This window comes from Neolewinella marina, assembly GCF_002631205.1.
GTDB classification, from domain to species: Bacteria; Bacteroidota; Bacteroidia; order Chitinophagales; family Saprospiraceae; genus Neolewinella; species Neolewinella marina.
On record NZ_PDLO01000002.1, the window covers coordinates 514,672 to 537,936 of the forward strand.

20 protein-coding genes and 1 tRNA gene are annotated in these 23,265 nt (G+C 62.2%); 11 read left to right on the top strand and 10 right to left on the bottom strand.

Annotated features, from left to right (window positions below; genetic code table 11):
• Position 1: 1 nt before the first annotated feature.
• The 3 genes from CGL56_RS07580 (at position 2) to CGL56_RS07590 (ending at position 5,035) form a co-directional block, all read left to right on the top strand.
• The gene (locus tag CGL56_RS07580; RefSeq protein WP_099105921.1) at positions 2 to 484 is read left to right on the top strand and encodes a hypothetical protein; all 483 of its coding nucleotides are present in this window, start codon (positions 2 to 4) and stop codon (positions 482 to 484) included.
• A 150-nt stretch (positions 485 to 634) separates the two neighbouring features.
• Positions 635 to 4,036: a HEAT repeat domain-containing protein gene (locus CGL56_RS07585; protein WP_143470653.1), complete on the top strand. Its 3,402-nt coding sequence runs from the start codon at positions 635 to 637 to the stop codon at positions 4,034 to 4,036.
• A gap of 135 nt (positions 4,037 to 4,171) precedes the next feature.
• On the top strand, positions 4,172 to 5,035 hold the full coding sequence (locus CGL56_RS07590) for an aldo/keto reductase (RefSeq protein ID WP_099105923.1): 864 nt from the start codon (positions 4,172 to 4,174) through the stop codon (positions 5,033 to 5,035).
• A 68-nt stretch (positions 5,036 to 5,103) separates the two neighbouring features.
• Here CGL56_RS07590 and CGL56_RS07595 read toward each other — a convergent pair whose 3' ends face one another.
• Positions 5,104 to 6,375: an alpha-amylase family glycosyl hydrolase gene (locus CGL56_RS07595; protein WP_099105924.1), complete on the bottom strand. Its 1,272-nt coding sequence runs from the start codon at positions 6,373 to 6,375 to the stop codon at positions 5,104 to 5,106.
• 109 nt (positions 6,376 to 6,484) lie between these two features.
• On the opposite strand from CGL56_RS07595, the gene CGL56_RS07600 reads away from it, so the two are divergent.
• Positions 6,485 to 7,249 carry an NIPSNAP family protein gene (locus CGL56_RS07600; RefSeq protein WP_099105925.1) on the top strand — a complete coding sequence of 255 codons (765 nt, stop codon included), beginning with the start codon at positions 6,485 to 6,487 and terminating at the stop codon, positions 7,247 to 7,249.
• 133 nt (positions 7,250 to 7,382) lie between these two features.
• Here CGL56_RS07600 and CGL56_RS18630 read toward each other — a convergent pair whose 3' ends face one another.
• The 5 genes from CGL56_RS18630 to CGL56_RS07625 all read right to left on the bottom strand — a co-directional run bounded on the left by CGL56_RS18630 (position 7,383) and on the right by CGL56_RS07625 (position 10,945).
• The gene (locus tag CGL56_RS18630) at positions 7,383 to 7,709 is read right to left on the bottom strand and encodes a GIY-YIG nuclease family protein (protein ID WP_099105926.1); all 327 of its coding nucleotides are present in this window, start codon (positions 7,707 to 7,709) and stop codon (positions 7,383 to 7,385) included.
• Positions 7,710 to 8,081: 372 nt separating this feature from the next.
• Positions 8,082 to 8,155, bottom strand: a tRNA-Met gene (locus CGL56_RS07610).
• 68 nt (positions 8,156 to 8,223) lie between these two features.
• Positions 8,224 to 9,186, bottom strand: a complete 963-nt coding sequence (gene metF, locus CGL56_RS07615) for a methylenetetrahydrofolate reductase [NAD(P)H] (protein WP_099105927.1) — start codon at positions 9,184 to 9,186, stop codon at positions 8,224 to 8,226.
• Between the two features lie 156 nt (positions 9,187 to 9,342).
• Complete coding sequence (locus CGL56_RS07620) at positions 9,343 to 10,419, bottom strand: ATP-binding protein (protein ID WP_099105928.1); 1,077 nt, start codon at positions 10,417 to 10,419, stop codon at positions 9,343 to 9,345.
• Between the two features lie 40 nt (positions 10,420 to 10,459).
• On the bottom strand, positions 10,460 to 10,945 hold the full coding sequence (locus CGL56_RS07625) for a DUF6702 family protein (RefSeq protein ID WP_099105929.1): 486 nt from the start codon (positions 10,943 to 10,945) through the stop codon (positions 10,460 to 10,462).
• A 174-nt stretch (positions 10,946 to 11,119) separates the two neighbouring features.
• Between CGL56_RS07625 and CGL56_RS07630 the strand changes: the two genes are divergently transcribed.
• From CGL56_RS07630 to CGL56_RS07650, 5 genes are all read left to right on the top strand, one after another.
• Complete coding sequence (locus CGL56_RS07630) at positions 11,120 to 11,440, top strand: hypothetical protein (protein ID WP_099105930.1); 321 nt, start codon at positions 11,120 to 11,122, stop codon at positions 11,438 to 11,440.
• A gap of 42 nt (positions 11,441 to 11,482) precedes the next feature.
• Complete coding sequence (gene mutL, locus CGL56_RS07635; protein ID WP_099105931.1) at positions 11,483 to 13,327, top strand: DNA mismatch repair endonuclease MutL; 1,845 nt, start codon at positions 11,483 to 11,485, stop codon at positions 13,325 to 13,327.
• A 70-nt stretch (positions 13,328 to 13,397) separates the two neighbouring features.
• The gene (locus CGL56_RS07640) at positions 13,398 to 14,264 is read left to right on the top strand and encodes a rhomboid family intramembrane serine protease (protein ID WP_099105932.1); all 867 of its coding nucleotides are present in this window, start codon (positions 13,398 to 13,400) and stop codon (positions 14,262 to 14,264) included.
• Between the two features lie 83 nt (positions 14,265 to 14,347).
• Positions 14,348 to 15,361, top strand: a complete 1,014-nt coding sequence (locus CGL56_RS07645) for a rhomboid family protein (protein ID WP_099105933.1) — start codon at positions 14,348 to 14,350, stop codon at positions 15,359 to 15,361.
• A gap of 8 nt (positions 15,362 to 15,369) precedes the next feature.
• Entirely contained in the window at positions 15,370 to 16,410 is a 1,041-nt protein-coding gene (locus CGL56_RS07650) for an endonuclease/exonuclease/phosphatase family protein (protein ID WP_143470654.1), read from the top strand.
• A gap of 32 nt (positions 16,411 to 16,442) precedes the next feature.
• Here CGL56_RS07650 and lpdA read toward each other — a convergent pair whose 3' ends face one another.
• From lpdA to CGL56_RS07665, 3 genes are all read right to left on the bottom strand, one after another.
• Entirely contained in the window at positions 16,443 to 17,846 is a 1,404-nt protein-coding gene (gene lpdA / locus CGL56_RS07655) for a dihydrolipoyl dehydrogenase (RefSeq protein WP_099105935.1), read from the bottom strand.
• A 71-nt stretch (positions 17,847 to 17,917) separates the two neighbouring features.
• Entirely contained in the window at positions 17,918 to 19,123 is a 1,206-nt protein-coding gene (locus CGL56_RS07660) for a PSP1 domain-containing protein (RefSeq protein ID WP_245184067.1), read from the bottom strand.
• 87 nt (positions 19,124 to 19,210) lie between these two features.
• The gene (locus tag CGL56_RS07665) at positions 19,211 to 20,359 is read right to left on the bottom strand and encodes a DNA polymerase III subunit (protein WP_099105937.1); all 1,149 of its coding nucleotides are present in this window, start codon (positions 20,357 to 20,359) and stop codon (positions 19,211 to 19,213) included.
• A gap of 95 nt (positions 20,360 to 20,454) precedes the next feature.
• Here CGL56_RS07665 and CGL56_RS07670 point away from each other — a divergent pair, with 95 nt between their 5' ends.
• On the top strand, positions 20,455 to 21,270 hold the full coding sequence (locus CGL56_RS07670) for a universal stress protein (RefSeq protein ID WP_099105938.1): 816 nt from the start codon (positions 20,455 to 20,457) through the stop codon (positions 21,268 to 21,270).
• A 9-nt stretch (positions 21,271 to 21,279) separates the two neighbouring features.
• The gene (locus CGL56_RS07675; RefSeq protein ID WP_099105939.1) at positions 21,280 to 22,377 is read left to right on the top strand and encodes a quinone-dependent dihydroorotate dehydrogenase; all 1,098 of its coding nucleotides are present in this window, start codon (positions 21,280 to 21,282) and stop codon (positions 22,375 to 22,377) included.
• On the opposite strand, the gene porG is transcribed toward CGL56_RS07675, so the two are convergent.
• Positions 22,378 to 23,253 (bottom strand): type IX secretion system protein PorG, encoded by an 876-nt coding sequence (porG, locus tag CGL56_RS07680; protein WP_143470655.1) that lies wholly within the window; start codon positions 23,251 to 23,253, stop codon positions 22,378 to 22,380.
• Between the last annotated feature and the right edge of the window lie 12 nt (positions 23,254 to 23,265).

Below are 23,265 nucleotides of genomic sequence, written 5' to 3' on the forward strand. Positions count from 1 at the left end.
CATGAAAACGATTGCTCTCAAGTTTGGTTTCTACTTCTTTGGCGGGTTGGTGGCCATATTTCTGTTGAGCTACCTGCTGGGCTACGCCGCAAACTACCAGTTGCGGATGGTCAATGGTTTCCTGCACATGGCCATCCTTTACTACGGTATCCGGGAGCTGCGCATCAGGCAACCCGACACTCACCAGAATTACGTGAGTGGCGTGGCCCAGGGACTCTTCATCGGCGCGGTAGGCACCGTCATGTTCTCGATCTTTACCGTCCTTTTCCTCATTGCCGCTCCCAACCTGATGGCGGAGCTGCAAGCAGCCACCCCACTGGGTAATGCCCTCACCCCCGTTACCGCCGGCGTAATCATCCTGATGGAGGGCGTCGCCGTCAGCCTGATCGGCTCTTACCTCCTCACCCGCTACGTGGATGCCCGTATAGAGAAAAAGGCGGGGGCGGAGAGCGCCTACACCAGTCGGGGCTCACTGGTGGGCTAAAAATCCCTGGGCGGCGGCGGCGCGCGGGTGCCACAACCGCAGGAAATCCGGCCATCTGTGTCAATTAGACAATTTTAATGCCTTTTTCCCCGGACGGGGAAGGAAAGTTAGGGGTCGCCTGCTATCTTTAGCGACCGTTAACCCCCGATCATGCAAAGATTGTTCCCCCTGTTTCTAGGCTTGATGACCCTTGCCTACTGCTCCCAGGAACCCGAAAAAACCACCCAGCTCTACCCTTCCCGGTCCGTTGAAATCGACCCCGCGGCCGCCGCCACCCTGGCCGGCAAGATCCGCGCGGAGAGCAACATCCAGCTGGAAGACGACCTCGAGCTCACCCTCTGGGCCAGCGACACCCTGGTCAACGATCCGGTAGCCATCAGCGTGGCCCCCGACGGCCGGATCTACTACACCAGCGCTACCCGCCAGGAGCATTCCGAGTTCGACATCCGCGGCCACCGCGACTGGATGACGGCCTCGATCTCCTTCGAAACCGTGGAGGACCGGCGCGCTTTCCTCCGCAAGACCTTCACCGAAGGCACCGAGGAATCCGAGCGCTTCCTGAAGGACCTGAACGGCGACGGGAAGCTCGACTGGCGGGACCTAACCCACGAAAAGGAGGAAGTATGGTTCGTGGAAGACCGCAGCGGAGACGGCGTGGCCGACCGCGCCCAACTCTACCTCGAAGACTTCAATGAAGAGATTACCGACCTGGCCAACGGCGTGGAGTACCACGACGGGGAAGTATACATCTCCGTCGGCCCCGACCTCTGGCGCACCCGCGACAATGACGGCGACGGGATCGCCGACGAAAAGGAATCGCTGAGCCATGGCTGGATCGTGCACATCGGCTTCGGCAGCCACGGCATGTCGGGCGTCACCGTTGGTCCCCAGGGGCGCATCTGGTGGGGCGCCGGCGACGTTGGCATGAACGTCATCGACAAGGACGGCAAGGAACACAAATACCCCAACCGCGGCACCGTCGTACGCTGCGACCCCGACGGCAGCAATTTCGAGGTATTTGCCATGGGCCTGAGGAACACCCACGAGTTCGTCTTCGACGACTACGGCAACCTGATCACCGAGGACAACGACGGCGACCACAGCGGGGAAAGCGAGCGGCTGGTCTACCTAATCGACGGATCGGATACCGGCTGGCGGATCAACTGGCAGTTCGGCAAATACACCGACCCGGACAACAATACCTACAAGGTGTGGATGGACGAGCGGATGTACGAGCCCCGGTGGGACGGGCAGGCCGCCTACTTCCTGCCGCCCATCCAGAACTACGTCAACGGCCCCACCGGCTTCGTCTACAACCCCGGTACCGCCCTGGGGCCCCAGTACTACAAGCACTTCTTTGTCGCCGAATTCCGGGGTAACCCCGCCAACTCGCCCATCCACGCCTTCACCCTCGAACCGGAGGGCGCCGGCTTCAAGCTGGGTACGACCAAGGAAGTGGTGTCCGGACTGCTGCCCACGGGCCTCGACTTCGGGGTGGACGGCGCGCTGTACTTCGGCGACTGGATCAACGGCTGGAACCCCAAGGGAGAGGGCCGTATCTGGAAGCTCGACGTTCCGGGCGGAGCCGATTCACCTATCCGCCAGGAAACGAAGCGGCTGCTGACCACTAAGCTCAACAAGGTATCCCTAGATTCCCTGCAGCTAATGCTCGCCCACCAGGACCAGCGGGTGCGGCGCAATACCCAGTTTGAACTGGTCAAGCGCGGCGATGAAGGATACAACGTACTGCTGGCCACCGCCAAAAACAACCCCAACCAGCTGGGCCGCATCCACGGCATCTGGGGGGTCGGCCAGCTGGCCCGCCAGGACGCGGAACGGGCAAAAACCCTGGTGCCCCTGCTGTCCGACAAGGACCCCGAGATCGTGGCCCAGGCCATCCGCATGATCGGCGACGTGCGCTACAAGGGCGCGGGCCGGGAGCTGATCCAGGCCCTCAGCCACCCCGAGCCCCGGGTGAAGTTCATGGCCATTGAGGCCCTGGGCCGCACCGAAAACGAGGCTGCCGTTGAACCCATCCTCGCCGTGCTGGAAGAGAACAACGGCGAAGACATCTACATCCGGATGGCGGGCATGATCGCCCTGGGCCGCATTGGTAACGTCGATGCGATGGTCGCCCTGAAGGACAATCCCTCCCGGGAACTCCGCACCGTAGCGGTAGTGGCCCTGCGCCGGATGGAGTCTCCCAAGGTAGCTGAATTCCTGGCCGACCGCGACGAATACATCGTGGCCGAGACCGCCCGGGCAATCAACGACGACTACTCGATCGACGAAGCCCTGCCGGCCCTGGCCGCTACCCTCGACGAAGCCCGCTTCACCTCCGAAGCCCTCGTCCGCCGCGCCATTAATGCCAACCTGCGGGTGGGGGGCGACGAAAGCGTACAGCGACTGGTGCGCTACGTACAGCGAACCAGCGCTCCCGCCGTGCTCCGGGCCGAAGCCCTCTCCACCCTGGCCACCTGGGGGCGCCCCTCGGTGCTCGACCGGGTGGATGGCCGCTACCGGGGTGAGCTGAAACGCGACTCCACGGTCGCGGTGAAGGCCATTGGTCCCGCCATCGCCCAGCTGATGTCCGGCGGCAGCGAGGAAGTGCGGGTGGCCGCCATCCAGGCCGCGGGCCGGCTTGGCTTGGCCGAAACCACTCCCCAACTGACGAAGCTGCTGGAAAGTGACCGCTCGGCCGCGGTACGCATTGCGGCCCTAAACGCCCTGAACGACCTGGATGCCCCCGACCTGGACCGCAGTCTGGAGACGGCCCTCGCCGCCCGCGACGGGAACCTGCGCGCCCGCGCCCTGGAAATCCTGCCCAGTTCCGGCATTCCCCAGCAACGCTCCATGGAGCTGTACGACAAGGTGATGCAGGGCGGTACCATCGTCGAGCAACAGGCCGCCCTCCAGGGCCTCTCCGAAATGAAGGACACGGCTTCTGCCGAACTGCTGTCGCGCCTCCTGGCCCGCCTCGAGAAGGGCAGTATCCCGGCGGAAGTACGCCTCGACCTCGCCGAAGCCGTGGAACAGCACGGCGACCCCAAGCTGAACGCGACGCTGACCGCCTACGCCGGTAAGGTCGACAGCGACCTGGGCCTCTACGCCTTTGCCCTCGAAGGAGGCGATGAAGGCCGCGGCCGGAACATCTTCTACCGCGACGAAGCGGCCCAGTGCGTGCGCTGCCACGCGGTGTTCGAGTACGGCGGCAACGTCGGCCCTGGACTGGAAGGCATCGCCGACCGCCTCACCCACCGGCAGATGCTGGAAGCCCTGATCCGGCCCAGCGCACGGCTGGCCCCCGGCTACGAAACCGTATACCTCACCCTGAAGGACGGCACGGCCACCGCGGGCATCGTCATGGAACGCACCGACGAAGCCATCAAGATCAAGGTAGGCAAGGAGGACATCCAGACCATCCCCCGTAGCAACATCGCGGAGGAAGAAACCCTGCCGTCCAGCATGCCCAGCATGGAAGAGAAGCTGACCCGCCGCGAAATCCGCGACCTGGTTGCCTTCCTCGGCAGCCTTGAAGGGGAGGACACCTGATCACCCCCGAGATAGACGAAGTCTGTCAGAACCCGGCGCATACCCTCCCGTTAGCAAAGGAGAGTACGCGCCGGGTTTTTTTATGCCCGCTCGTGAAGCAGCGCACTCGTGCATTATTAAACTATCCCTTTTACCATGTTAACGACACAGAACAACACCGCCGCCCAGTCGGGCACCTACTCCCTGGGTGGAGACATCACCATTCACCGCCTCGGCTACGGGGCCATGCGCATCACCGGCGACGGCATCTGGGGCCCGCCGAAGGACCGGGACGAAGCCTTGCGGGTACTCCGGGCCACCCGGGACCTTGGCATCAATTTCATCGATACCGCCGACAGCTATGGCCCCAATGTTTCCGAGGAACTGATCGCCGAAGCCCTTCACCCCTACCCCGAAGAGCTACTCATCGCCACCAAGGGAGGACTGGAGCGCACCGGCCCGAACGAATGGCCCGTAAACGGCCGCCCGGAACATCTTGAGGCCGCGCTGAAGGGCAGCCTGAAACGACTGAAACTGGAACGGATCGACCTCTACCAGCTGCACCGCTTCGACAAGAAGGTCCCGGCCGATGAATTCCTCGGCAAACTCGCCGAACTGCAGCAGCAAGGCCTGATCCGTCACCTCGGCCTCTCGGAGGTCAACGTAGACCAGATCAAGCAGGCCCAGCAACACTTCGAAGTGGTGAGCGTACAGAACAAGTTCAGCCTCACCGACCGGCAGTGGGCGGACGAGGTGGCCTGGACCCGCGAAAACGACATCGCCTTCATCCCCTGGTACCCCCTCGACGCCGGCGCCCTGGAAAACCCGGAACTGCAACGCATTGCCCGCAAGTACGACAGCAGCATCTACCAGATCGCCATTGCCTGGCTGCTGGCCCATAGCGACAACATCCTGCCGATCCCGGGCACCAGTTCCGTAAAACACCTGAAGGAAAATACCCGGGCCGCCGCCATCGATCTTGAGGAGGAGGACCTCCAGACGTTGAATGACCTGATTTAAGTCACGCCTCTGGACGACCGTTTATTGGGGTAGCCCGCAGAGAGGTGCTGCCCCAATAAACCCATAACCTATACTCCGAGAAGGACCCTCCACCCCCAGGGTTGGAGGGCTACGTCTTCGTCTACGGAAATTTCCTCCTGCTTGCCGGTGATCCCGTCGGTGTACACCCCCGGATACAGCCGTTCGGAAAAACGTACCGTCCGCGCTTCGCCGCAAAAGTTGAAGATGGCAAAAACCTTGCCGTTCTCGTCCTGCCGCACGAAGCTCAGCACTTCCGACTCATGGTTGTTCGGCACCCGAATCATGGTAGCCCCCCAGGGAGCATTCGCCAGCGCCGAATGCTCCTTTTTCAGTGCGCTGAGGCGGGCAAACAGTTCGGCAAAGGGGTGCTCCTTCCACTCAATGGGGTCGCGGCTGAAGAAGGCTAGTCGCTTGTCGAGCCCCGCTTCCTGCCCGTTGTGGATCAGGGGGATGCCCTCGCCGATGAAGGAAAGGGCGATGGCCGCTTCGAGGGCGTCACCCAGCATTTCGTACATGGTACCTTCCCAGGCGTTCTTGTCGTGGTTGTCTGTGAAGGCCAGGCGCATGGCGTCTTCCGGCCAAGCCCGCTCGTTCCAGGAGTAGTAGACGAAAAGGGCCCCTACCCCATCCTTCCCGTGGGCGATGCGGTGGAGGGTTTCGTGCCAGCTCCAGGCGTAGGTGGCGTCGAAGGCGGCGCGGTGAAGGTCGCGGCTCTCCCACTCGGCCAGCATGAAGATGGGCTTGATCTGATCCAGGCTTTGACGCACTTCCTCCCAGAAATCCACCGGCACGTAGCCCGCCACGTCGCAGCGGTAGCCGTCGATGTCGACCTCGCGTACCCACCATTCCATCACCTCGCGCATGTAGGTGCGCAGCTCCGGCTGCCGGTAATCCAGGTCGATGATGTCCGACCAGTCCCACCAGGGCGTGGGGCGGAAGTCGCCCTTGTAGTCGCGGGCGTACCATTCGGGGTGCTGCTCCACGAGCGCGTTGTCCCAGGCCGTATGGTTGGCTACCCAGTCGAGGATCACCTTCATACCCGCTTCGTGGGCTTGGCTTACGAAGTCTTTCAGGTCCTCGAGGGTACCGAACTCCGGGTTCACGCCGTAGTAGTCGCGGATGGAGTACGGGCTTCCGAGTTCTCCCTTGCGGTTCTTCTCACCGATGGGATGGACGGGCATCAGCCAGAGGATATCCACCCCCAGTTGCTTCAGCCGGGGCAGCTCACCGGCCGCCGCGCGGAAGGTACCCTCCGGGGTAAACTGTCGGGTGTTGATCTGGTAAAGGACGGCGTTGCGGGACCATTCCGGGTGTTGCATAGTGAGGAGCGTTTAGGGATTGGCAATAGAGGCATTTTTGGGCGATACCCAATCGTTCCTATAGTCGCCGGCCGGCCCAGAAGTTCTATCTTTCCGGAAAAGAACCATCATGCAAAGAAGAAACTTCATTAAGGCGGGTGCCGCGGGTGCCGTGGCCGTCGCCGGAAGCCCCCTGGGAGCAATGAATCGTACCCGACCCGCTGCCGACAACGAGATCATCGAGTGGCGCACCTACGAGATGAACTTCGGAGGCAACGAAAAGCTGCTGCGCGATTACCTTACCAATGCCCTCCACCCCGCCCTGCTGCGCAAGGGTGCGACCCAGTTTGCCCTCTTCCACGAATACGGACAGCCCAATCCGGCCAAGCTCCACGCGATGATCAGCTACCCGGATGCGGCCACCTACGTGGCCGCCCAATCGCTGGCCGACGACCAGGTCTACCAGTCCGCCGCCAAGGAATACGACGCGGTATCGGCCGATAAGCCCATCTACGCCCGCTTTACCACCTGGCTGATGCGCGCCTTCGACGGCATGCCCAAATCCGTAGGTACCGACCCGAACGCAGGACTGTTCGAGCTCCGCATTTACGAAGGCTACTCCGAGGACGCCGTCCGCCGGAAGATCCGCATGTTCAACGACCACGAAGTGCAAATCTTCAAGGACACCGACCTGGATGCCGTGTTTTACGGCGATCTCATCGCCGGCCCCCACCGCCCCGCCCTGGCCTACCTCCTGCAGTTTGACGACATGGAGGAACGCGACGCCAACTGGAGCAAGTTCAGCGCCCACCCGGAGTGGGTCCGCATCAAGGGCCTCCCGGAATTCGCCAATTCGGTATCCAACATCCGCCGCACCTTCCTCGTGCCGGTCTGACCGAACCCGATTACCCGCAATTAGCGGTATCTCAGGAGCTGCAAAGGGCCTGTCCATAACCGGACAGGCCCTTTGCCATTTACTGCGAGGGTGACTCCCCCGACCCCGATAGCTATCGGGGCCGACCTCAGGATTATGAATCTTGAATTGCGTAACGCGCTAACAGCTTCGCCCGCAGCGTATCATACTGCTGTAGGTTTTGAAGGTACACGCGGCTCTTCATTCTTTTGATGTGTCCCTCGACACGCTGGGCTTGTAATCGGCTTGTACATTTCAGGACCAGAACCAGTTCCCACGGCTGTCCACGACTAGTGGTTGCCGTCGCCATTTGGACCGAGTTGTGCTGCGCCAGCCTTTCTTCCACATTCAAGGCAGTGCTACCAATGTAGTAGCGATCCAGTTTTTTACTGTAAAGGATGTATACATGAGCCACAGCAAAAGATACGCTCTCTTTGCACACTGCCCTTTGCTAGGTACTACGAGGGTGACGCCCCCGACCCCGATAGCCATCGGGGCGGGGGCCGGCCTCAGGATTATGAATCCTGCTCCACCAATAAAAAAAGGACCGCCCCAAAACGGGGAAGTCCTTTTCGTAGCGCGAGGGTGACTCCCCCGACCCCGATAGCCATCGGGGCGGGGCCGACCTCAGGATTATGAATCCTGCTCCACCAATGAAAAAAGGACCGCCCCAACACGGGGAAGTCCTTTTTCGTAGCGCGAGGGTGACTCCCCCGACCCCGATAGCCATCGGGGTCGGGGCCGGCCTCCGGATTATGAATCCTGCTCCACCAATGAAAAAAGGACCGCCCCAAAACGGGGAAGTCCTTTTTCGTAGCGCGAGGGTGACTCGAACACCCGACCTCAGGATTATGAATCCTGCGCTCTAACCGGCTGAGCTACCGCGCCATTTTGCCAGAAGCGGCCGCAAATATACGGGCTTTAGACAAACTTGCAATGAATTTTCAGGATTCCTTTCAGGCAACCTGTTCGGCGATCGCGCGGATGGTCGAGCTGTCGCCCATGGTGTAGTAATGAAGGCAGGGTACGCCTCGGGCTTTCAGCTCCTTGCTTTGGGCCGTGCACCACTCAATTCCTACCTGCACCCGCGCTTCGGCGTCCTTGGCCTTCGTCATGGCCGTGACCAGGTCGTCGGGCAGGTCGATGTGGAACATCCGCGGCAGGGAGTTCAGCTGGTAGAGTTTGGTGACGGGCTTAAGGCCGGGTACGATGGGGACGTTGATTCCGACCTTGCGGCAGGCGTCGACGTAGTCGAAGTACTTCTGGTTGTCGAAGAACATCTGGGTAACGATGTAGTCCGCCCCGGCTTCCACCTTGGCCTTGACGTACCGCAGGTCGTGCTCGAGGTTGGCGGCCTCAAAGTGCTTTTCCGGGTAGCCGGCCACGCCAATACAGAAATTGGTCTTGCTGGCGTGCTCGTCCTTGATGAGTTCGTCCAGGTAGTGACCGTTGTTCATATCGACGATCTGCCCCACCAGTTCGCAGGCGTAGTGGTGGCCCTCCTTTTCCGGCACGAACCGCCCCTCGAACTTGCGCGCATCGCCCCGCAGCGCCAGTACATTCTGGACGTCGAGGAAGGCCAGGTCGATGAGGGCATTCTCGGTGTCCTGCTTGGTGAACCCGCCGCAGAGGAGGTGGGGAACGGCATCCACCCCGTAGCGATGCATGATGGCGGCGCAAATGCCCACCGTACCGGGGCGCTTGCGGATGGCCGTCTTTTCGTAGTACCCGCTGGGGCGTTTCTTGTAGACGTATTCCTCCCGGTGGTAGGTGACGTCGATGAACGGCGGGTCGAACTCCATCAGGGGGTCCAGGGTGTCGAAGATCGCCTGCATGCTTCCGCCCTTGAGGGGGGGGAGGACTTCAAAGCTGATGAGGGTTTGGCCGTTGGCCCGTTCAAAATGTTCGGTGACGCGCATAGATAACAAGTGGGCTGCCGCTGGCATACAGGGCTTGGCCAATGAGGATTGAACCAGGTTCCGGACAAGAGGCTGATTCGGGAATGCAAAGGTAATCAGTCCGGTTTTTTAAATAGGGTCGTTCCCATTCCCGATATACGGTATGTAGTCTGCCCGCTACAGGGCGGCGTACAGGTCTTCCCAGCCCTGCCGGTTCCTCACCACCAGGTCTAGGTATTCCCGCCAGACGGCGCTGTCCTGTTCGGGCTCCTTGACCACCGCGCCGGAGAGGCTGGCGGCCAGGTGTTCCGTTTCGATGTCGCCGTTGCCGAAGTGGTGGCTGAGGGCACGACTCTGGTTGACGACCGAGATGGCCTCGGCGGTCGACAGCGTGGAGCTGGGCGACTTCAGCTGGGTGCGGCCGTCCTCGGTGCGGCCGCTGCGCAGTTCGCGGAAGATGGTTACCAGGCGGGTGATTTCCGCGGCGGCGTCCTGCTTGATGGGGGGCAACTGCATCCGCTCCGCGGCGGCTCGGCTGCGGTCGACCACGATGCGGACTTCTTCTTCCAGGGTGGCCGGCAGGGGCATCACCACCGTATTGAAGCGGCGGCGCAGGGCGCTCGACAATTCGTTCACCCCCCGGTCCCGGTCGTTCGCCGTGGCGATGACGTTGAAGCCCCGCCGCGCCTGAGTTTCCCGGTTGAGCTCAGGGATGGGGAGAATCTTTTCCGAAAGCACGGTGATCAGGGCATCCTGCACGTCGCTGGGTACCCGGGTGAGTTCCTCGATCCGGACCAGTTTGCCGGTCTTCATGCCCACCATTACGGGAGAGGGTACCAGGGCGGCCTCACTGGGCCCCTCGGCCAACAACCGGGCGTAGTTCCAGCCGTACCGCAGGGCATCCTCACTCATGCCCGCCGTGCCCTGCACCAGCAGGGTGGAATCGCCACTGATGGCCGCGGCCAGGTGCTCGCTCAGCCAGGTCTTGGCGGTTCCGGGCACCCCGACCAACAGCAGGGCCCGGTCGGTTACCAGGCTGGCCACCGCCACCTCGATCAGGCGGCGCTCGCCGAAGTACTTCGTAGTGATCACCGTACCATCTTCCAGGGTATCCCCCAGGATGTAGCGCACAACGGCCTTCGGGCTCAGCCGCCAGCCTGCGGGGCGCACGTCCTGGTCGGTGGCTTCCAAGGCGCTGAGTTCGTGGGCGTAGGCATCCTCGGCGTGGGGGCGCAGGATTTCGGTTTCGGTCATACTGGTGGTAGATAGGGAGGATGCAGAGGGGGTGCCGGACTTAGTACTTGCCCGCGGGTCGGTTGCGGTCCATGAGCAGGGTAGCCAGGCGCTGCTGACCATTGAAGAGCTTTACGATGTTCTTCTGGTCGGCGTAATACTCCGTGATCACGGTATTCTCCACCGTTATTCCCTCGGGGTCGGCCACGTCATCGGCGGCCAGATAGATCCAGAGGCCGTGCATGTCGTCTTCCAGTTCATACCCGACCAGTTGTACGGGCAGGCTCTCGCCGTTCCACTCCACCCGGAAATGCTTGTCGAGGTAGGCCGTGAGGTAGCGATTGGTTTCGGGATGTTCGTCCTTGGTTCCGATGTCGAGTCGTGGGGCACCGGCATCGACCATGGCGTCTTCGAGGTCATCGACGAAGACTTGCATTTCCACCTGTACCTGACCGCGTTCGGCCACGTAGCGCACGTTGGTCTTAGAAACGTGGTAATCGTGAACGGGAGGAGAGAAAAACAGCAGAAGGGTGAGCAGTAATTGCATAGCGGTTGGCGGTTATCGGAAATCACAAAGTTAACCGATTCCGGGGGTGGAGGGTTGCTGGGGGATAAATGCTCGCCCGACCGGTAAGCCATCCGACCACTTCCCGGTCCGACCACTCTCACCCGCATCTTTTCCCTCCTAAAGACGTTATTTTAACCAATAAATCGTCCCCCTATGGCTTTCCTCCGCCTCTTCAAAACCCCCAAGAACCAGCAGTTCTCCTACAAGCCCCGCTACTGGGATCCCAAGAAGGAGGAGGCCGAGGAGCGGCGGCAGCGGATCGAAACCCTGCAAAACGGTGGCGTGGAAGGCATCAAGACCCGCCTGCGCGGCGGCTTCCGTCAGGGGACCGGGGGCGAAGCCGCCGGTCGCTACCGCAACGAAAGGGTGAGAAAGTCCAACTACAGCCTGGTCATCATCATGATCGTCCTGGTGGTCATCACCTATATACTGTATAACATCTATATGCCGGAGCTGGAAAGGATGCTGGGCTAAACTTGCTTACTTTGTGGCTCCTCTAACTGCTTCTTCTCCGCTATGACGGATAATCTCGTCCAGCTACTCCCCGACGCCATTGCCAACCAGATCGCCGCCGGCGAGGTCATCCAGCGCCCCGCCAGCGTGGTGAAGGAACTGGTGGAAAATGCCGTGGACGCCGGCGCGGACGAGATCAACCTAATCATCAAGGACGCCGGGAAGACCCTGATCCAGGTCATCGACAACGGCTGCGGCATGTCCGAAACCGACGCCCGTATGTCGCTGGAGCGCCACGCCACCTCCAAGCTGCGGACCGCAGAGGACCTGTTCACCCTCCACACCATGGGGTTCCGGGGGGAAGCCCTGGCCAGCATCGTGGCCATCGCCCAGGTGGAAATGAAAACCCGCCGCGCCCCCGACGAGCTCGGCACCCGCCTCGTGGTCGAAGCCAGCGAAGTGATCACCCAGGAGCCGGCCGCCGCTCCGCCGGGAACCAGCATCGCCGTCCGGAACCTGTTTTACAACGTCCCGGCCCGCCGCAATTTCCTGAAGAGCGATTCGGTCGAACTGCGCCACATCCGCGAGGAGTACATCCGGATCGCCCTGGCCCACCCCTCGGTGCGCTTCGAGCTCCACGTGAACGACAAACTGGACCTCTCGCTTACCGCCGGGAACCTGCGGCAGCGCATCATTGCAGTATTCGGCAAGAAGTACCGCGACCTGCTGGTGCCCATTGAAGAATCAACCGACGTACTCAGCATTGGCGGCTATGTGGGCAAGCCGGAGGCCGCCCGCAAGAGCAAGGTGGGGCAGTTCTTTTTCATCAACGACCGCTACATCCGCAGCAGCTACCTCCACCACGCCGTTACCATGGCCTACGACGAGCTGCTGAGCAAGGACAGCTACCCCTTCTACGTCATCTTCCTGGAAATCGACCCCGCCCGGATCGACGTCAACGTACACCCCACCAAGCAGGAGATCAAGTTCGAGGACGAGCGCCTGATCTACAATTACCTCAAGGCCACCATCCGCCACGGCCTGGGCCGGGCGAGCATCATGCCCACCATCGATTTCGAGTCCGACAATCCCTTCTCTCCTTCCCGCACCACCCTGCAGTCCAGCATCAACAGTGGCAGCGACCCCGACGAGGCCCTGCCCAGCAAAATGAACCGCGAGACGCCGCGGGCCCCCTCCGATCCGGAGGCCGGTCGCCACACCAGCAACCTCCGCAACTGGGAAAAGCTCTACGACAACCTCAGCGTTGAGGTCGATACCGATACCGGGGAGGTGCTGCAGAGCCGTATGGGCCGAGAGGAAGAAGATGACTCCCCCCCCACCCAGGGGCGAGCCCCCTATCAGCTGCACCAGCGCTACATCGTCAGCGCCATCAAAAGCGGTTGGCTGCTGGTCGACCAGCAGTCGGCCCACGAGCGCATCCTCTACGAAAACTTCCTGACCACCTTGCGGGAGAAGCCCGCGGCCTCCCAGGCGTCGCTTTTCCCCCAGACGCTCGACCTGGCCCACGCCGACGCCGACCTGATGGCGTCTCTCCTGCCGGAGCTCAACCAACTGGGTTTCGACCTGGAAGCCTTCGGGGGCGGCAGCTTCATCGTGCGAGGCATCCCCGCCGAACTGGCCGGCCGCAACAACGAGCTGGAACTCCTCGAGAAACTGCTGCAGCAGTACAAAAACAACGTCGACCTGGCCAGCGACGGCCACGAGCGACTGGCCCGCACCCTGGCCCGTGCGGCCGCCATCAAACGCGGCACCGCCCTCGACGAGGCCGAGATGCGTTCGCTCATCGACCGGCTGTTCGCCTGCGGCCAGCCCCGGGTAGCCCCCAACGGCCGGCGGTGTTACGTCAAGTATGAGCTCGACGAGGTCGAGCGGCTCTTCCAGGGATAGCTTCGTGCCCCTGCCGGCCTGCGGAAACCGGAAGCCCTCCCGAAGCATTAGTTAACAAATCATCGCCTGCATGCCGCCGCTGACCCCCGTAGTTAAGAACCTGCTCATCATCAACGTGGCGGTCTTTGCCATCCTGTTTCTGCTGCCCTACCTGGGCATCGATACGCGGGAGCTCTCCGACTTTCTGGCCCTCCACTACCCCACCAGCGACCGCTTTCACCCCATTCAGCTGGTCAGCCACTTCTTCGTCCACGGCGGCCTGGCCCACATCTTCTTCAATATGTTCGGGCTGGTGATGTTTGGCCCCCTGCTGGAGGCCCGCTACGGCAGCAAGCGCTTCCTTTTCCTCTACCTAGCGGCCGCGGCCGGGGCGGTGGCCCTCCACTTTGGCTACACCTGGTGGCAGGTGGACCGCATGCAGGACATCGTGACGGCCTTCCAGAGCCAACCTTCCCTGGCCAATTTCAATGCCTTCTTTGACTCGGTCAACACCCGCGACCTGTACATGGACGACGGCACCCGGCTCAGTGCCGTGATCGCCAATATTCAGAATGAGCTGGTGCTGGGCGGGGCCAACGCGGAACAGACGCTGCGGGATGGCGTCGGCATGATGCAGGAGTACATCGACTTCAAGACTAGTGTACCGATGGTGGGGGCCTCCGGGGCCCTCTACGGGGTGGTGGCCGCCTTTGCCATCCTGTACCCCGACTTCAAGCTCATGCTGATCTTTCTGCCGGTGCCCATCCGGGCCCGTTACTTCGTGCCCGTCCTGTTGGCGGTCGACCTCTTCCTCGGCATCATGGAATACAGCTGGGACCCCATTGCCCACTTCGCGCATCTGGGCGGCGCCATCGCCGGCGGGGTACTGGCCTACCTCTGGTACCGGACCGATCCGCCGGCCGGCGCCCAGCGCTGGGACCGGGGCGTACCGCGGTAAAATTGTAGTTTGGAGGGCTTTAAGTGCGCGATCCTAAATCTTTTCGCCCCCGAAACGTTTTTACTGGCAGACCTACGCCAATTATGCTACAATCCATCTGGGACGACATTCGCCGGGAGTTCGATTATGGCAACATGATCAGCCGCATCATCATCGTGAACGCGGCGATCTACCTGTTGATCAACCTGGCGTGGGTGTTCCTGCGGATCTTCAACGGCTGGGAGACCCCCAACCTTTACCTGGACATCCGCAACTTCCTGGCGATCTCCAACTCCGGGTGGCACATGCTCACCCATCCCTGGTCGATTTTCACCCACATGTTCCTCCACGAGGGCTTCTGGCATATTCTCTTCAATATGCTCTGGCTGTTCTGGTTCGGCCGCATTTTCGGGGATTTGCTGGGCGACCGGCGGGTACTCCCGCTGTACATTCTGGGCGGGCTCGCGGGTGCCGTGTTCTTCTTCCTGGGGGCCGCGCTGACCGGCTTTGCGGGCGACGGTTCGGTGCCCCACTACGCTTTCGGGGCCAGCGCCGCGGTGATGTGCATCGTGGTAGCCACGGGCGTCTTTGCGCCCGACTACAGCCTACGCCTCCTCCTTTTAGGCACCGTTCGCATCAAGTACATCGTCGCTTTCGTCGTCATCATGAACATCATCAGCCTCGGCAGCGACGTCAACACGGGTGGCACCTTCGGTCACCTCGGAGGTATCGCCATGGGCTTCCTGTTTGCCTGGTACCTGCGCCGCGGCACCGACCTGACCACCCCGGTACAGGCCGCCATTCGTGGAGTGGACGACCTCTACCACAGCCTTTTGCGGCCAAGCAAAGATCACGCGAAGCGCGGGCCCCGGGCCGCCTTCCGGGGGGGCAAATCCGTCAAGGAAACGGCGGCCGGCCCCCAGCGTCCGAGCTTCATGCGGCGGGCTGGCAGCAGCAGTACCCCTCAGTCCGGCGGCGGACCCTCCACCACCCTGGACAGCGAGGCCACCCACCAGGAACAGCTGGACGCCATTCTCGATAAAATCAAGGAACGCGGCTACAACAGCCTTTCCAAGGAGGAAAAGGAATTTTTGTTCCGCGCCAGTAACCGCAATTGACCCCACCCGTGCGTTGGTTCCTATCCCTCATCGGCAACCTCATTGCCCTGACGGCCGCCTTCGGGCTACTGGCCCGTTACGTCCCGCCCCAGGTGTTCTGGCCCCCCGCCATCATTGCCCTGCTGCTGCCGGGGCTGCTGGTTCTTACGGCCATTTACGCGCTGTTTGCCCTGTCGCGTCGCCACTGGCCGGGTGCCATGCTACCCATCGCGGTAATCCTGTTCTCCATCCCCGTCCTCGACCAGCTGTTCGCCTGGCCGGGCGGTGATGAGCGTGACGGAGCAGTCGGCCCAACGGTCACCTTCGTTACGGGGAACCAGCGGTTGTTCCGTTCCTACGACGGCAAGGATGTGGATCACAACCGGGTGGCCGATGCCTTCCGCAGTTTCAATCCCGACGTCGCCCTGCTGCAGGAGGTCCGGCCGGCCAAAAACCGGATGAACTACATCTCCTCCATCCAGGCCGCCGAACGACTGGATCAGCGGCACCAGAAGGAAGGCACCCTCGTTGCCACTTACGCCGGTTCTGTCCAACCGGTAACTTCCTCGTTTACGGAGCCCAACGAATACAACGGCTACATCGTCACCGACGTAGAAACCGCCCTGGGAACGGTACGGGTGATCAACGCTCACCTGGAGTCTAACCAGATTAGCGGCCTGGCGGACAACATCCAGGAAGATGGTAGCTATTCCAATCGACTGGAAACCTTTGGTCATATGCTCACGGGTTACGGCCGCACCTCCCGCCTCCGGGCTCAGCAAGCCGAGGATATCCGCACCGCGGTCGAGACCAGCCCCTACCCCGTCGTCCTCGGGGGTGACTTCAACGACGTGCCCTCTTCCTATACCTACAATCAGATCCTTTCGCCGCGGCTGAAGGATGCCTGGGTGGCGCGGGGCCGGGGACTGGGCACCACCTTCACAGGGCCGCTACCGGGCCTGCGGATCGATTACTTCCTGGTCGACACCAGCCTGTCGGTCGTAAGCATCGAGCGGCTCAGCCCGAATTGGTCGGACCACCGGCCCCTGCGTATGGTGATTAGCCGGTAGGCAGGGGCCGGCGGGAACTGACCAATACTTTACTACACATGCAGCGCCCGGTCCGCCGTAGCGGCCAGGGCGGCCTCGCGGAAGGCCTCGGTGTAGGTCGGGTGGGCGTGGCTCATGCGGGCGGCATCCTCGGCGCTGGCGCGGAATTCCATCAGGGCGACGGCTTCGGCGATCATATCGGCGGCGCGGGCCCCTACCATGTGGACGCCCAGGATCTCGTCGGTGGTGGCGTCGGCCAGCACCTTGACCATTCCTTCGATGTCGGTACTGGCGCGGGCGCGGCCCAGGGCCTTGAAGGGGAACTTACCCGACTTGTACTTCACGCCGGCGGCCTTCAGTTCTTCCTCCGTCTTGCCGACGGCGGCCACTTCCGGCCAGGTGTACACCACTCCGGGGATGAGGTTGTAGTCGACGTGGGGCTTCTGTCCGGCCATGTGTTCCACGGCGAAGATGCCTTCCTCCTCGGCCTTGTGGGCCAGCATGGCACCCCGGATCACGTCGCCGATGGCGTAGATGTGGGGTACGCTCGTCTGCAGGTGGTCGTCGACAACGACGCGGCCGCGGTCGTCGAGTTTGACGCCGGCCTGGTCCAGTCCCAGGTTGTCCGTGTAGGGGCGGCGGCCCATGGCCAGCAGGCAGTAGTCGTATTCCTTGGTGGTGGATTCTCCGTTGCTCTGCTTCTCGAAGGTGATCTTGGCACCCGCGTCCGCGCCCTCCACGGCGGTGACCTTGTGGCTGAGGAAGAAATTGAGTCCCGTTTTCTTCAGGGCGCGCATCAGTTCCTTGCTGCAGTCCTTGTCCATGGTGGGCAGGATGCGGTCTTCCAGTTCGATGACGTCGACCTCGGTGCCCAGGCGGCCGAAGACGCTGCCGAGCTCAAGCCCGATGACGCCCCCGCCGATGACGGCCATGCTCTTGGGCACTTCGCTGATGTTCAGGGCCTCGGTGCTGGTGATCACCCGCTTCTTGTCGTAGTTGAACATCGCCGGGGTGATGGGCTTCGAGCCCGTGGCGATGAGGAAGAACTTGGAGCTCAGGGTGCGGTCCTCGCCCTCGTTCATGGCCACTTTCAGTTCGTGGGGGCCGGTGAAGGTGCCGTGGCCGTAGAAGACCTCGATCTTGTTCTTCTTCATCAGGAACTCCACGCCCTTGACCGTTTGGTCGACCACCTCGTTCTTCCGCTTGATCATCTGCGGCATGTTCACCTTGAGGTCCGCCAGCTCGATGCCGTGGTCGGTGAACTTCTCGTGGGCGTTGTGGTAATGCTCGGAGCTGTCGAGCAGGGCTTTGGAGGGGATACAGCCAACGTTGAGGCAGGTACCGCCCAGGCTGTTGTAGCGCTCTACTAGGGCGGTCTTGAATCCGAGTTGGGCGGCGCGGATGGCGGCCACGTAGCCTCCCGGACCACTGCCTACGATGGTAACGTCAAAATCCATGTGGGTGTCTTGATAAATTGGTCAGGTAAAGAAACTTACCGGTGAATAAAAAGATGAAGCCGGAGCCGGGTTTATTCCCCGCCGCCCCCTTTGTCCTTGCGCGGGCGCCGGCGGTTGCGGTTGCGCGACCGCCGCTTCTTGCCGGTGCTTTTGTCGCCTTTCGGTTCGGTCTTCGCGGTGGGCGTGCTTTTAGATTCCTTCTCCCCGCTGCCGGAAGCGGATTTCTTGCGGCGGCTGCCGGACTTGCGGCTTTTGGTCGACTTGCCCCCCTTGCGGCGGCGTTTCTCGGCGGGCAGTTCGACGGCTCCGGTGACGTCTTCGTACTCGAAGATGTCGTCCTTGGTTTCGGTCACCACCTGGAAGCTCTGGAGGTCAGCGGGCTTCTGCCCTTCCTTGTTCAGGGCGACGATTTCGTGCACCTTATCCACCGGAATCGGAAACAGCAGGCCGCGGTCTTCCCGGTAGGTGTAGTACATCAGCCCCTTGAAGATGTCGGTCTTGATGAGGATACCCGTGCCGGCCTCGGTACGCAGCTTGTCGGCCTTCTTCGGGAAGGCTTCCAGGGCTTCCATGTAGGTATCCAGTTCGTAGTTGAGGCAGCACTTCAGGCGTCCGCACTGGCCGGACAGCTTGCTCTGGTTGATGGCGATGTTCTGGTAGCGGGCCGCTGCGGTGTTGACGCTCTGGAAGTCGCTGAGCCAGGTGGAGCAGCAGAGCTCCCGGCCGCAGCTGCCGATGCCGCCGAGGCGTCCGGACTCCTGCCGGGGACCGATCTGCCGCATCTCGATCTTTACCCGCAGCTGGTGGGAGAACTGGCGGACGAGCTGGCGGAAGTCGACCCGCTCGTCGGCCGTATAGTAGATGGTGGCCTTGCGGCAGTCGCCCTGGTACTCCACGTCGGTCACCTTCATGGGCACGTGGTTGGTGCGGGCGATGACGCGGGCCTTGAGCAGGGCGGGGTATTCGAGTTGGCGGGCCTCGTGCATCTTTTCGAGGTCGCGGTCGTTGGCCTTGCGCAGTACGCTTTCGGTGACCTTCACCTCCTTGATGTTTTTCTTCTTGAGCTGCAGGCGGACGAGTTCGCCGCTCAGGGTAATGCAGCCGATGTTGTAGCCATTGCTGGTTTCCACGGCTACGTAGTCGCCGGTGTAGACCCCCAGCCGGGGCGGGGCGTGGTAGAAGCCCTTGGAGGCTCCGTCCTTGAAGCTGACCTCCACGATATCGGTGGCGTAGCTGTCGTCGATCCCGAGGTGGGAGAGCCAGTCGAAGGTGCTCATTTTGTTACAGGAACCCGTGCCGCAGTTGCCTTTGCTGCCGCAGCCTTGGGGGGTTCCGCAGGATGTACATCCCATTGCATATCGATTTTATGATGACGCCGTAGCGGCCGCGGCGGGCCGGGGTTGGCGGAGTAGTTGGTGGATCTGGATGCCCGCGTCCAGAAAGAGGATCTTGGGGTTGGCGTTGCGCTCGATGTGTTCGGCGCATTCGCTCAACAACCGGGTGATGGCGGCCAGCTGATCGTGGTCGACGTAGGGCAGCAGTTTGGTAGCGCTTTCCAGCTCGTCTTCCGGCAGCCGCACCACCTGGTTGGCGTTGCCGGTTACCGAGAGGAGGAGGAATTCCCGCCAGAAGTGGAGGCAGTAGCGCAGGAAGTGTTTTTGGCTTTCGCGGCCCAGGCCGGCAAATTCTTCGGTCCATTCCAGGAGGCGGGCCGGGCTGCCCTGGAAGCAGGCGCGCATCCAGTTGATCAGCCGGGGGCCGTGGCTGTCGGCGTCGCTTTCGGCCAGAGACCGGGCCACGTTGTAGTTGCCGGCGGCCAGGCGGGCGGCGGCGACGGCGCGGGTGCCGGGAACCCCGCGGGTGCCCAGGGCCGCGGCGATCTCTTCGTTGGTCGGGGGCAGCAACTTGGTGAGCTGGCAGCGGCTGAGGATGGTGGTCAGGATGAGGTCGATCCGCTCGGCCACCAGCAAAAAGATGGTACGCTCGGGGGGCTCCTCGATCATCTTCAGCAGGCGGTTGCCTTCGCTGCCGAGGTATTCGGGCAGCCAGATGAGCATGACCTTGTAGCGGCCCTCGAAGATCTTGAGGTTCAGCTTGCGGAGGATGGCGGCACAGCTTTCCCGGTTGATGTTCCCCTGCTTGTTTTCGGCGCCGATGCGCTGCAGCCAGTCGTTGGCTTCCTGGTAGGGGTTTTCGCTCAGGGCTTCCCGCCACTGGGGCAGGAAGGGGTCGCTGGTGACCTTGCTGCCCACGGTGGGAAAAACGAAGTGGAGGTCGGGGTGGATGGCTCCGGCCGTCTTGCGACAGGCGCGGCACTGTCCGCAACTGGTATCCCCTTCCGGCCCCTGGCGGTTTTCGCACAACAGCAGGTTCGCCACGGCCAGGGCAGCCGGCAGTCCGCCACCACCCGGCGGAGCAAGGAGGAGGTTGGCGTGGGGCAGACGATCGGTCGCCGCCATCTGGCGCAACTGGCCGAGGCCGGGGGGCTGGTGTATGAGCTGATCGAAGGTCATGATCGGAGGGCAAAGGTACGAAACCGGCCGGGGTGGACTTGTCTAGTTTCCGTAAACCCCGTATCTAGATTCCCGTTCCACAGCAAAAGATTCCCATGAAGAAGATTATGGTCGCCACCGATTATTCCGAAAGCGCCGATACCGCCGTGGCCTACGGCGTTTCCCTGGCCAATCATTTCGGCAGTCTTGTATCCCTGGTTTCGGCCATTGAGGAGCCCTATTCCAGCTCCGCCGGCGTACTCGTCAACATGAAAGAGCACATCCGCGACGAAGCGATGGAAACGATGGGGAAAGTGCTCAAGGAGGTCAAGCCCAGGCTGAAAGACGGGGTGAGCATCGACGTGCATACCGTCGACGGCGCACCTGGCCCCACCATCACCCGCGTGGCCAAGGCCAAGGGCTACGACCTCCTCGTTATGGGGACCCGCGGTTCCAGCGCCGCCCGGGAAATATTCACCGGCAGCGTGGCCAACTCCGTCATCAAGAACACCAAACTGCCGGTGCTGGTCGTGCCCACCACCTGCCCCCACCGCCCCATCCGCCGGGTCATTTTGTCGGTGGATGAACAGCCCTTCGCCGGGCCCCACGTCCTGAAGCCCCTCCTGGACATCCTCGAAGCGTACAACGCCGAACTGATCGTTTACCACGGCGACGAGGACGGCGACGGAAAAGGCTACGATCCCCGCCTCCCGGAGTACCTCGGAGGAGTAGATTACCGGATGGAGGTGCGCAGCGACAAGAGCAGCAGCATCAGCGATGGCATTAAAAGCACCGTGAAGCTTCACCAGGCCGACCTGCTCTGCATGATCTACCACGACCACGGATTTTTCGGCCGCCTGTTCAACGAAAGCACGGTCAGCAAGGTCGTCTTCGAGAGCGAGGTGCCCATGCTCGTGCTACAGGATGCGTAGCTTTGGGCCATGTACCACGCCCTGAAGCCCCTACTGTTCCAGCTCCCCCCCGAAGACGCTCACCGCCTGACCGTACAGGGCCTGGCCGCCACCCTTTCCACCCCGGGGGTCAGTGACTTGTTCCGGGGGCGCTACCGCTATGAGGACCGCGCGCTGAAGCGGCGGGTCTTCGGCCTCCCGTTTTCCAACCCCGTGGGCCTGGCCGCCGGCTTCGACAAGGACGGAAAATACTACAAGGACATGGCCAGCCTGGGGTTCGGCTTCCTGGAACTCGGTACCGTCACTCCCCTGCCCCAGGACGGCAATCCCAAACCCCGACTGTTCCGGCTGCCCGCCGACCGGGCCCTCATCAACCGCATGGGGTTCAACAATGAGGGCGTCGATGCCCTGGCCCGGCGCCTCCTCCGCGATGGCCGCCCACCCAAGGTCATCCTTGGGGGCAACATCGGCAAAAACAAGGTCACCCCCAACGAATCGGCCACCAGCGATTACGTGACCTGCTTCGAAAAGCTGTTTCCCCTGGTCGACTACTTCGTAGTCAACGTAAGCTCCCCCAATACGCCCAACCTGCGCGCCCTGCAGGAGCGCGAACCGCTGACGGCCCTGCTGACCACCCTGCAGGAATTGAACGACAAGCTGGCCCGACCGGCCAAACCCGCGACCAACGGCAAGCTCGGCCGCCCCGGGGAGCTCTGGCAGCGCAAGCCCATTCTATTGAAGATTGCTCCCGACCTGACGCAGGGGCAGCTGGACGATATCCTCGAGATCGTAGATGCGACCCAACTGGCGGGCATCATCGCGACCAATACCACCATTGCGCGGGAACCCCTCATCACCCCCGCCCGGCGGGTGGAGGAAATGGGAGCCGGCGGACTGAGCGGCGCCCCCCTGCGGGAACGGTCGACGGAGGTCATCCGCTACCTGAGTCAGCAGAGCGGGGGTAAACTGGACATCATCGGGGTTGGGGGCATCGACGACGTGGCCTCCGCCCAGGAGAAGTTTGCCGCGGGCGCGAGACTCATCCAGGTGTACAGCGGACTGGTCTACGCCGGGCCGGGACTGGTCAAGAAGATCAAGAAATCGCTCGTGGCGGAGGCCAGCCGTTAATCAGCGGTGTTTCGGCCGGGTGGGCTTGCGGGGCTTTTTGCCCTTGTGGACCTTGGGGCAGAGCACATCGCCGAAGTAGTAATTGATCCCCACCCCCAGGAAGAGGTAGTGGTCGTTGAGGGAGTCGTCGCCGCGCTGGGTAAAGTCGCGGGGTACATTCTCGCCGCCCGGTAGTGGGTTGCTGCGGTCGCTCATGACGTAGGACAGGTCGCCCCGCCGGGCTTTAAGCCGTTGGAGGTCCGGGTAGGTGGTACTCACGTCGTCGAGGTAGTCGGTCAGGGTATTGCGCATACTCAGGTTGACGTCCATACTCAGCTCGTAGGTCAGGTCCCAGCGGATACCGACGCCGTAGGCCAGGGCGGCGCTCAGGCGGCTGTATTCTTCACCCTGTGCCTGTCCCTCGGTACCCAGGGGCTGGAGGTTCACGACCTTGCCGCCGTCCGAGATAGCCTTGGGGTTGTAGCCGAAGACGGAGAAACCCACGAAGGCGTAGGGGGTAAAGAAGTACTCCGGGCTACCGTGGTAGTAGGGCAGGAAATTAAATTCGAACTGGCCGGTGATGTCGTAGACGTCGGAGTAAAAGCTCAGGTTCCGCTCCCGCTCGAAGGTGTTCTGGCTGTCGCTGTCGCGGGCCTCCACCCTGCCGTAGTTCAGGCTGGCGCGGGCCGCCAGGCGGTGGTTGAAATTGTAGCGCCCCGCTACTCCGAGGGCTAGGTTGGGGCGGTTGAACCGGAACTCCGTATTCAGGTCGCCGAGGTAGTAGGCCGTTCCCGCCCAGATGCCAGCCTCCAGGCCACGCATCTGCAACTGGGCCGACAGGGCCGACGGCAACAGGGAGGTGAAAAGCAGGAAGAAGAATACGATAGTTTGCCGCATGTACCGAGTAGA

Bases quoted from the DNA above. Each gene is read 5' to 3' on its own strand.
- CGL56_RS07580 (WP_099105921.1), top strand. From the start codon at position 2: ATGAAAACGATTGCTCTCAAGTTTGGTTTCTACTTCTTTGGCGGGTTG.
- CGL56_RS07585 (WP_143470653.1), top strand. From the start codon at position 635: ATGCAAAGATTGTTCCCCCTGTTTCTAGGCTTGATGACCCTTGCCTAC.
- CGL56_RS07590 (WP_099105923.1), top strand. From the start codon at position 4,172: ATGTTAACGACACAGAACAACACCGCCGCCCAGTCGGGCACCTACTCC.
- CGL56_RS07595 (WP_099105924.1), bottom strand. From the start codon at position 6,375: ATGCAACACCCGGAATGGTCCCGCAACGCCGTCCTTTACCAGATCAAC.
- CGL56_RS07600 (WP_099105925.1), top strand. From the start codon at position 6,485: ATGCAAAGAAGAAACTTCATTAAGGCGGGTGCCGCGGGTGCCGTGGCC.
- metF (WP_099105927.1), bottom strand. From the start codon at position 9,186: ATGCGCGTCACCGAACATTTTGAACGGGCCAACGGCCAAACCCTCATC.
- CGL56_RS07620 (WP_099105928.1), bottom strand. From the start codon at position 10,419: ATGACCGAAACCGAAATCCTGCGCCCCCACGCCGAGGATGCCTACGCC.
- CGL56_RS07625 (WP_099105929.1), bottom strand. From the start codon at position 10,945: ATGCAATTACTGCTCACCCTTCTGCTGTTTTTCTCTCCTCCCGTTCAC.
- CGL56_RS07630 (WP_099105930.1), top strand. From the start codon at position 11,120: ATGGCTTTCCTCCGCCTCTTCAAAACCCCCAAGAACCAGCAGTTCTCC.
- mutL (WP_099105931.1), top strand. From the start codon at position 11,483: ATGACGGATAATCTCGTCCAGCTACTCCCCGACGCCATTGCCAACCAG.
- CGL56_RS07640 (WP_099105932.1), top strand. From the start codon at position 13,398: ATGCCGCCGCTGACCCCCGTAGTTAAGAACCTGCTCATCATCAACGTG.
- CGL56_RS07645 (WP_099105933.1), top strand. From the start codon at position 14,348: ATGCTACAATCCATCTGGGACGACATTCGCCGGGAGTTCGATTATGGC.
- lpdA (WP_099105935.1), bottom strand. From the start codon at position 17,846: ATGGATTTTGACGTTACCATCGTAGGCAGTGGTCCGGGAGGCTACGTG.
- CGL56_RS07660 (WP_245184067.1), bottom strand. From the start codon at position 19,123: ATGAGCACCTTCGACTGGCTCTCCCACCTCGGGATCGACGACAGCTAC.
- CGL56_RS07665 (WP_099105937.1), bottom strand. From the start codon at position 20,359: ATGACCTTCGATCAGCTCATACACCAGCCCCCCGGCCTCGGCCAGTTG.
- CGL56_RS07670 (WP_099105938.1), top strand. From the start codon at position 20,455: ATGAAGAAGATTATGGTCGCCACCGATTATTCCGAAAGCGCCGATACC.
- CGL56_RS07675 (WP_099105939.1), top strand. From the start codon at position 21,280: ATGTACCACGCCCTGAAGCCCCTACTGTTCCAGCTCCCCCCCGAAGAC.
- porG (WP_143470655.1), bottom strand. From the start codon at position 23,253: ATGCGGCAAACTATCGTATTCTTCTTCCTGCTTTTCACCTCCCTGTTG.